Origin of the sequence: Herbaspirillum sp. B65 (assembly GCF_000333555.1) — a bacterium.
Lineage (GTDB): Bacteria > Pseudomonadota > Gammaproteobacteria > Burkholderiales > Burkholderiaceae_D > Herbaspirillum > Herbaspirillum rubrisubalbicans.
The window spans coordinates 1-8,458 of the sequence record NZ_BADI01001168.1; the positions used below are offsets into that span (position 1 = coordinate 1).

The window sequence follows — 8,458 nt, forward strand, 5'->3', positions numbered from 1 at the left end:
CTTAAGCTTCATCACTTCTTGGCCAGTTGCTGCCAGGTGTCGATCACGGTATCCGGGTTCAGCGAGATCGACTCGATGCCCTGCTCCATCAGCCACTGGGCGAAGTCCGGGTGATCCGAAGGACCTTGGCCGCAGATACCCACGTACTTGCCCTTTTCGCGGCAAGTGGTGATGACCTTGGTCAGCAAGGCCTGCACGGCCATTGGTGGGCGGCAACTGTTCGGGCTCCTTGCGCATCGTTCATCCTTTCATGGTGTTCCCGGGACGCACCAGGGGCATGGGAACGTTGAGAAGGAGTCTAGGATAACGCGCTTACAGGAAAGTGACCGTCGTCATGGTCAAACCAGGGAAAGCAGGGGCAAACGCCAGAGGTCAGAGGTCTTAGAGATCAGAGCTCTAGAGGTCAGAGCTCTGACAGGTTCAGCGATTCAACTGGCCAGCCAGGCTTCGATCAACTGGCGCGCCTGGGTATCGATCTGTTCCAGGTCCACTTCGTGGCGGCGATGGAAGATCATCAGCGCATAGAGGCTGGCCAGGGCATTGACTTCGGGGGACAGTGCACACTCCTCTCCGCTGGCCGGGCGCTGGTGGCGCCAGTAATTGATTGCATCTTCGAGTTCGGTGAGGGTGAGCATGGCGGTGTTTCTGATAAAGAGCTAAGGCAAAACGTGGCCGCATTCTAACCCATTTTGCCTCCCGATACTGGCTGAAAACACAGTACTGCCGGGCTTGCCAGGGCATCATGCAGTTTCTGCATAAGCACCCTGCGCTGCGCCACATGCGAAAACCAAGCAAGCACATGCGCAATGCTTCGTTCGGATCGGCCTTGTGCTTTGCTTTAATGAGACCCTCATGCGGCGCATTGGCCGCTGCATTCTCAGGAGTGGTCCATGTCTGCGCACATCCTCGCAACCCCTTATCGACCCGGCGCCCGCAGTGCCCAGCGCATCACCAGCCAGGAACAGGCGCTGCAGGTGGCCGCCGAACTGGCGGCCGAGTTCGCGCAAAGCGCCGCCCAACGCGACCGCGAGCGCATCCTGCCGTTCCAGCAGATCGAACGTTTTTCGCACAGCGGCCTGTGGGCCATCACGGTGCCGCGCAGCCATGGCGGCATTGGCGCCTCATGGCAGACGGTGGCCGAGGTATTTCGCCTCATCTCCGCCGCCGACCCTTCCATCGGCCAGATCCCGCAGAACCACTTCGGCAACCTCAACCTGATCGCCAACTTCGCTAGCCAAGCACAACAGCGCTTCTTCTTCGGCGAAGTGCTGGACGGTGCGCGCCTGGGCAATGCCGGGCCGGAACGCAACGGCAAGAACGTGCTCGACGTGCGCACCCGCGCCACGCTGGACACCGAGGCCGGTGATGGCAGCTACCGCTTGAATGGCACCCGTTTCTATTCCACCGGCGCGCTCTATGCACACTGGATCCCCACCCGCGCCATCGATGACGATGGCCAGCCGCTGGTGGTCTACAACCGCCACGATGCGGCCGGCCTGCGCGTGATCGACGACTGGTCCAGCTTCGGCCAGCGCACCACCGCCAGCGGCACGGTGGTGTTCGACAACGTGCGGGTGCCGGCCGAGCAGGTGTTGCCGTTGAAGGACACGCTGCAACGGCCCAACAATATCGGCCCGGTCTCGCAACTGATCCAGGCCGCCATCGATGCCGGCATCGCCCAGGCTGCCGTGCAGGACACCATCGCCTTCGTCACCACGCGCTCGCGCCCCTATGCCGATAGCGGCCTGGAACGCGCCGCCGACGATCCCTACATCCTGCGCGACATCGGCAACCTGAGCTTGCGCCTGCACGCTGCCGAAGCCTTGCTGGAAGACGCCGCCGCGCTGCTCGATGCGCTGCCTGCACAGATCAGTTTCGAACAGATGGCGCAAGCCTCGGTGGCCGTGGCCGAGGCCAAGGTACTCTCCACCGAGGTGGCCTTGCAGGCCTCCGAAAAACTGTTCGAACTCTCCGGTTCGGCGGCCACCCTGGCCACGCACAACCTCGACCGTCACTGGCGCAATGCACGCGTGCATACGCTGCATGATCCGGTGCGCTGGAAGTATTTCGCGGTCGGCAACTATGCCTTGAATGGCACGCCACCGCCGCGCCATAACTGGAGCTGATCTTCGTCCTGCGCCTTCCATTCTCTTCGACACCGAATCGTCATGACCCAGACCGCCGCGCTCAGCGCCACCACCCTCGATACCCTGCCGCCGCCTTCCTCCACACCGCCGCGCCTGGTGGCGCGCATCCGCGATGATGCCCAGGCGCTGGCCAGTGCCCGCCAACTGGCCGAGGACTTCCGTGCCGAGGCCGCCTTGCGCGACCGCGAACGCAAGTTGCCCTGGGATGAACTGGAACGCTACGTGCGCTCGGGCCTGTGGGGCATCACCGTGCCCAAGGAATATGGCGGTGCCGGGGTGTCCTACGGCACCCTGGCCGAGGTGATCGCCACTCTGTCCGCTGCCGATGGTTCCATCGGACAGATTCCGCAAAACCATTTCTATGCGGTGGAAGTGATTCGGGTCAATGCCAGCGATGCCCAGAAACGTTTTCTCTTCGAGCAGTTGTGCAGGGCCAGCGCTTCGGCAATGCCCTGGCCAAACTGGGCACCAAGACTTCGCATGACCGCAAGACCCGCTTCACCCGCAACAAACAAGGCCCCGGCTACCGCATCAATGGCCGCAAGTTCTATGCGACCGGCGCGCTCTTTGCCGACTGGGTGCCGACCTCGGTGATCGATGAGGACGGTGTGCAGCAACTGGCCATCGTGCCGCGTCATGCAACGGGCCTGACCATCATCGACGACTGGTCCGGCTTCGGCCAGCGCACTACCGGCAGTGGCAGTGCCGTGTTCGAGAATGTGCATGTCCCTGCCGAGGCCGTGATCGGGTTTGCCAGCGCCTTTACGCGGCCCACCCAGTTGGGGCCCATGGCGCAGCTCCAGCACGCCGCCATCGACCTGGGCATCGCCCGCGCCGCCTATGCCGACCTGCTGGAGTTCGTGCGCACCCGCTCGCGGGCCTGGGTCGACAGCGGCGTGCAGCGCGCCGCTGACGATCCGCTGACCATCCGTGAAGTGGGGGATCTGACCATCCAGTTGCACGCCGCCGAAGCCCTGGTGCGCCGCGCCGCGCGCAAGGTCGAGGCCGCCGCGGCTGCCCCTGACGAGGACAGCGTCGCCGCAGCGTCCATCGCCGTGGCCGAAGCGCGCGTGTTGACCACCGAGGTGTCGCTGGCGGCCGGCAGCAAATTGTTCGAGCTGGCCGGGTCGCAATCGACCTTGTCCGAACACAATCTCGACCGTCACTGGCGCAATGCCCGCACCCATACGCTGCACGACCCGGTGCGCTGGAAATACCACGCCATCGGCAACTACGTCTTGAACGGCAAGAAGCCGCCGCGCCACGGCGCGATCTGAGGAGCTGGCATGGCCAAGAAGGAAATCCGGCTCAACGCATTCAACATGAATTGCGTCAGCCACATCAACCACGGCCTGTGGACGCATCCGCGCGACCGCTCGCAGGACTATACCGACATCACTTACTGGACCGATCTGGCGCGCTTGCTGGAACGCGGCAAATTCGATGGATTGTTCCTGGCCGATATCGTGGGGGTCTATGACGTCTACCAGGGCAATACCGACCTGACCCTGCGCGAGACCATCCAGTTGCCCGTCAATGACCCGCTCATGCTGGTCTCGGCCATGGCGGCCGTGACCGAGCATCTGGGTTTTGGCGTCACCGCCAACCTGACCTACGAAGCGCCGTTCCTCTTTGCGCGCCGCATGTCCACGCTGGACCATTTGAGCCGTGGCCGGGTGGGCTGGAACATCGTCACCGGTTATCTCGACAGCGCCGCGCGCGCCATGGGCCTGCACGAACAACTGGAACACGACCAGCGTTATGACCGCGCCGATGAATTCATGGAAGTGGTCTACAAACTGTGGGAAGGCAGCTGGGAAGACGGCGCCGTGCTGCGCGACCGTGCGCGGCGCATCTATGCCGATCCAGCCAAGGTGCATCCGATTAGTCACCACGGTGACTATTATCATGTCGAAGGCATCCATCTGAGCGAACCCTCGCGCCAGCGCACCCCGGTGCTGTACCAGGCCGGCTCCTCCGGGCGTGGGCAAGCCTTTGGTGCGCGTCATGCCGAATGCGTCTTCATCTCCAGCCAGAGCAAGGACGCCACCCGCAAGCTGGTGCAGAGCATCCGCGAGGGCGCGGTACGCGAGGGGCGCGATGCGCAGGCCATCAAGATCTTCATGGGCCTGACCGTGGTCACCGGCCGCACCGAGCAGGAGGCCCAGGATCGGTATCGCGAATACGCCCGCTATGCCAGTCCTGAAGCCGGTCTGGCACACTATGCGGCAGGCACCGGCATCGACTTTTCAAAGTACGGACTGGATGAACCGATACGCGCTGCCAAGACCAATGCCATCCAATCGCTGGCCACGGTGGTGACCCAACCGGAACTGAACTGGACCAAGCGCAAGCTGTTGCAGCAGCTGGAACTGGGTGGCCGCTACGCCAGCATCGTAGGTGCGCCCGAGCGCATCGCCGATGAACTGGAAAGCTGGGTGGCCGACACCGGCATCGACGGCTACAACCTGACCCGCACGGTCAGCCCGGAGAGCTTCGAGGATTTCGTCGAACTGGTCATTCCGGTGTTGCAGGAACGTGGCTCTTACAAGCGCGAATATGCCCAGGGAACGCTGCGCGAAAAGCTGTTCCAGCGTGGCGCGACCTTGCCGCCAGAGCATGTGGGGGCGGGGTTCAGGGTAGGGGCGGCGGTGGCGCAGGTCTGAACCAGGGTTGGGTGTTCTTGGTCAGGGGTGTTTAGCATCGTCGGCGGTGCGACGCACGCCAGCGGTTAAAATGCTGGCTCAATCCATCCGCCAGCGCCTGCGCGGCTGCTGGCCCCGAGACCAACATCACACCCAACATGAGCTACACCCCCAGCCGCCCCCTGGGCTACGGCTGTCTGATCCTGAGCATGTCCTTAGTCGGCGCCTACGTCGCGCTGACCAAGCCGCTGGCGGCGATGCTGCCGGTGTTCCTGCTGGCCTGGCTGCGCTTTGCCATTGGCGCGGTGGCCATGCTGCGCTGGATGAAAAAGCCGGCCTCTGAACAAGCGCTCTCCACCCAGTCGCGCTGGTTGGTCTTCCTGGAATCCTTCCTCGGCAATTTCCTTTTCACGCTGTGCATGATCACTGGCGTGTCGATGACCAATGCGGTCTCGGCCGGGGTGATCATGTCGTCCATCCCGGCCGTGGTGGCGGTGATGAGCTGGGTCTTCCTGAAGGAAAGGATCAGCCTGCGGGTGTGGGGAGCGGTGGCCTGCGGGGCGATCGGCATTGGCCTCGCGCGCGGGCGATTTCCTTGACGTAGGAGTCGATGCCGAAGTCGACCTCGGCCACCTGTCCGGTGCCATCCACGGCGGGATGGTTGAATTCGATGAAGAACTTCAGGCGGAAACCGTCATAGGGTTCCAGGCGCGCCCATTTCTCCTTGTCGCCCGTGCCTTCGCGCACTTCCACCGGCTTTTTCACGCGGATGAATTTCTTGGGCGCGTTCTGCTCCTGCAGGCCGGCCTGCTGCAGCAGGAACACGAAGGACGAGGCCGAGCCATCCATGATGGGGATTTCTTCGGCGGTCAGATCGATATAGAGGTTGTCGATGCCCAGGCCAGCACAGGCCGACAGCAGGTGTTCGACGGTGGATACCTTGGCGCCATCCTTGGTCAGGGTCGAGGCCATGCGGGTGTCGCCCACGCCGGTGGCGATCATCGGCAGCTCGACCACCGGGTCGAGATCGATACGACGGAAGATGATGCCGGTATCGGGCGCGGCCGGACGCAGGGTGAGCTCGACCTTGGTGCCCGAGTGCAGGCCCACGCCAGTGGTCTTGACCAGATTCTTGATTGTGCGCTGTTTCAACATCCGGCCATTATAGCCAAGATGCCCTGCCCTCGCCCCGGCCCGCACGGCGGTGTTGCAAATCGTTCCCATCTGCAAGCGCCGTCAGGACTGCGTCAGATGGGCGTGATGCGGCATAAATCATTTCCATACAGGAAAACGCCATGCCACCCGCGCCCACCATGCCGGGAGGGCTGCGATCAGCCCAGTTGGGCCAGCAGAGTCTCTGCGTTGGAGACTTCGAACTTGCCGGCAGCTTCCAGGTTCAGTTGCTTGACCACGCCGTCTTCCACCAGCATGGAGTAACGCTGCGAGCGTACGCCCATGTTGCGCTCGGTCAGGTCGAATTCCATGCCCAGGGCCTTGGTGAAGGTGGCGCTGCCGTCGCCGAACATGCGCACGATGCCGGTGGCCTTCTGGTCGCGGCCCCAGGCGCCCATGACGAAGGCGTCGTTGACCGAGATGCACCAGATCTCATCCACACCCTTGGCCTTGAACTGGTCAGCCAAGGCGATATAGCCCGGCACATGCTTGGCCGAACAGGTCGGGGTAAAGGCGCCGGGCAGCGCGAACAGCGCGATCTTCTTGCCCTTGACCAGATCCGACACCTTGAAGGCATTGGGGCCCAGGCTGCAGCCTTCGGTTTCGGTCTCGATGAATTCGGTCAGGGTGCCTTCGGGCAGGTGCTCGCCAATCTTGATGGTCATGGTCTTTCCTCGTCTGGTTGTATGAATATGGATATGAATAGGGGAGATAAAAAAAACGCCGCGCACCAGGCGCGGCGTTAGTATGCCTTGGAACCGGCCAGCCTGCTGTGAAGCTGCAGACCCGCCTTGGCAGAGCAGGATCAGTCCGCCTGCTTGCGCAGGAAGGCCGGGATGTCGTAGGTTTCCATACCGTTCTTTTCCAGTGCGCGCACGGTGTCGGAGGCCGACTCGCGACGCCACACCGCCGGTGCCTTCAAGCCACCGAATGCCGCACCAGCGGGTTGGGCTGCGCCTTGCTGCAGGTTGCCACCGACGGCCATCATCGGCTCGTTGTGGGTACCGGTGCGCATGACCGGGGTCTGCACCAGTTGCACTGCCTTGCGGGCACGGCCCAGGCCGGTGGCCACCACGGTCACGCGGATTTCATCGCCCATGCCGTCGTCGTAGGCGATACCTTGCGCGATGGAAGCGTCGGGAGCGGCGAAGGCACGCACGGTGGCCATGACTTCCTTGATTTCCTTACCCTTCAGGCTGCGGCTGGCGGTGACGTTGACCAGCACGCCACGCGCGCCGGACAGGTCGATGCCATCCAGCAGCGGCGAAGCCACGGCCTGCTCGGCAGCCACGCGGGCACGGTCCACGCCGGCCGCGGTCGCGGTACCCATCATGGCCTTGCCCTGCTCGCCCATGATGGTCTTGACGTCGTTGAAGTCGACGTTGATGTGACCCGGCACGTTGATGATTTCGGCAATACCGGCCACCGCATTGTTCAACACGTCATCGGCGTGCGACAGCCATTCGATCATGCTGTCGTCTTCGTAGATCTCTTCCAGTTTTTCATTGAGGATGATGATGAGCGAATCGACGTGCTGGGACAGCTCTTCCAGACCGGCATCGGCGATGTCCATGCACTTCTGGCCTTCATACGAGAACGGCTTGGAGACCACGGCCACCGTCAGGGCGCCCAGCGACTTGGCCACTTGCGCCACCACCGGAGCAGCACCGGTGCCGGTACCACCACCCATGCCGGCCGCGATGAAGACCATGTGCGCGCCGCGCAGGGAGTCTTCGATGCGGGCGCGGGTTTCCTCGGCCAGGCGGCGGCCGATTTCCGGCTGCATCCCTGCTCCCAGGCCAGTGTCGCCGATCTGGATGACGTTGTGCGCCTTGGATTGCTTCAACGCCTGGGCATCCGTGTTGGCGGCGATGAATTCGACGCCGGACACACCCTTGTTAATCATGTGCTGCACGGCATTGCCGCCAGCACCGCCAACGCCCACGACCTTGATGATCGTACCCAGCGTCGCATTGTCGACCATATCGATTTCCATGATGACTCCTTAAAATATATGTGTCCTGCAGCTGGCAGTTGATAGGCATCACGCGGTGTGACGACTAGCAACTGACCACTGCTGTCTAGAGGTTCAATTCCCTGTTATTGCTTTTTGATGCGTATGCTGCCGATGCTGCCACTGCTGCGAGTCATGCCTTGATACCGCTATTCTAAGCGGCCCTGGCCGTGCTGGGCGGCGACTACACGCTGCATGGCGTGCCGCGGATGCATGAGCGGCCCATCGGCGACCTGGTCGATGCCTTGAATGCAGTGNGGATGCGCATCGACTACACCGGCAATCCCGGCTACCCGCCGCTGCATATCCGCCGTGGTCAACTGACGTCTTCGCGCATGAAGGTGCGCGGCAATGTCTCCAGCCAGTTCCTGACNGCATTGCTGATGGGCGCGCCCCTGATGGCGCGCGAGGAGGCGATGCAAATCGAGGTGGTCGGTGAGCTCATTCCAAAGCCTACATCGAGATCACCCTGAACCTGA

At 62.8% G+C, this 8,458-nt stretch carries 5 protein-coding genes and 5 pseudogenes; 5 read left to right on the forward strand and 5 right to left on the reverse strand.

The window, feature by feature from the left end; all coding sequences use genetic code 11:
- Positions 1–11 precede the first annotated feature (11 nt).
- Together I5W_RS28090 and I5W_RS28095 are read right to left on the reverse strand one after the other, a co-directional pair.
- Positions 12–200: pseudogene (locus tag I5W_RS28090) on the reverse strand (putative PEP-binding protein); the annotation flags it as partial.
- A gap of 228 nt (positions 201–428) precedes the next feature.
- Positions 429–635 carry a DUF3717 domain-containing protein gene (locus tag I5W_RS28095; protein WP_017452772.1) on the reverse strand — a complete coding sequence of 69 codons (207 nt, stop codon included), beginning with the start codon at positions 633–635 and terminating at the stop codon, positions 429–431.
- Positions 636–890: 255 nt separating this feature from the next.
- On the opposite strand from I5W_RS28095, the gene I5W_RS28100 reads away from it, so the two are divergent.
- From I5W_RS28100 to I5W_RS28115, 4 genes and pseudogenes are all read left to right on the forward strand, one after another.
- Positions 891–2,126, forward strand: coding sequence for an SfnB family sulfur acquisition oxidoreductase (locus tag I5W_RS28100; protein ID WP_044531734.1), 1,236 nt, complete (start codon positions 891–893; stop codon positions 2,124–2,126).
- Positions 2,127–2,168: 42 nt separating this feature from the next.
- A pseudogene (locus tag I5W_RS28105) lies at positions 2,169–3,424 on the forward strand (SfnB family sulfur acquisition oxidoreductase).
- Positions 3,425–3,433: 9 nt separating this feature from the next.
- Entirely contained in the window at positions 3,434–4,813 is a 1,380-nt protein-coding gene (locus tag I5W_RS28110; protein ID WP_044531735.1) for an LLM class flavin-dependent oxidoreductase, read from the forward strand.
- Positions 4,814–4,950: 137 nt separating this feature from the next.
- Positions 4,951–5,370, forward strand: a pseudogene (locus I5W_RS28115) (DMT family transporter); the annotation flags it as partial.
- On the opposite strand, the pseudogene lpxC reads toward I5W_RS28115, so the two are convergent.
- The 3 genes and pseudogenes from lpxC to ftsZ form a co-directional block, all read right to left on the reverse strand.
- Positions 5,369–5,947: pseudogene (gene lpxC / locus I5W_RS28120) on the reverse strand (UDP-3-O-acyl-N-acetylglucosamine deacetylase); the annotation flags it as partial. The pseudogenes I5W_RS28115 and lpxC sit on opposite strands and share 2 nt — an antisense overlap.
- 176 nt (positions 5,948–6,123) lie before the next feature.
- Positions 6,124–6,630, reverse strand: coding sequence for a peroxiredoxin (locus I5W_RS28125; RefSeq protein WP_043347182.1), 507 nt, complete (start codon positions 6,628–6,630; stop codon positions 6,124–6,126).
- A gap of 140 nt (positions 6,631–6,770) precedes the next feature.
- On the reverse strand, positions 6,771–7,961 hold the full coding sequence (gene ftsZ / locus I5W_RS28130; RefSeq protein WP_017451938.1) for a cell division protein FtsZ: 1,191 nt from the start codon (positions 7,959–7,961) through the stop codon (positions 6,771–6,773).
- A gap of 176 nt (positions 7,962–8,137) precedes the next feature.
- Between ftsZ and I5W_RS28135 the strand changes: the two are divergent.
- Positions 8,138–8,458 (forward strand): annotated as a pseudogene (locus I5W_RS28135) (3-phosphoshikimate 1-carboxyvinyltransferase); the annotation flags it as partial.

What these genes read in the sequence shown, in the direction of transcription:
- I5W_RS28095 (WP_017452772.1), bottom strand. Translation starts at nt 635, where the DNA reads ATGCTCACCCTCACCGAACTCGAAGATGCAATCAATTACTGGCGCCAC.
- I5W_RS28100 (WP_044531734.1), top strand. Translation starts at nt 891, where the DNA reads ATGTCTGCGCACATCCTCGCAACCCCTTATCGACCCGGCGCCCGCAGT.
- I5W_RS28110 (WP_044531735.1), top strand. Translation starts at nt 3,434, where the DNA reads ATGGCCAAGAAGGAAATCCGGCTCAACGCATTCAACATGAATTGCGTC.
- I5W_RS28125 (WP_043347182.1), bottom strand. Translation starts at nt 6,630, where the DNA reads ATGACCATCAAGATTGGCGAGCACCTGCCCGAAGGCACCCTGACCGAA.
- ftsZ (WP_017451938.1), bottom strand. Translation starts at nt 7,961, where the DNA reads ATGGAAATCGATATGGTCGACAATGCGACGCTGGGTACGATCATCAAG.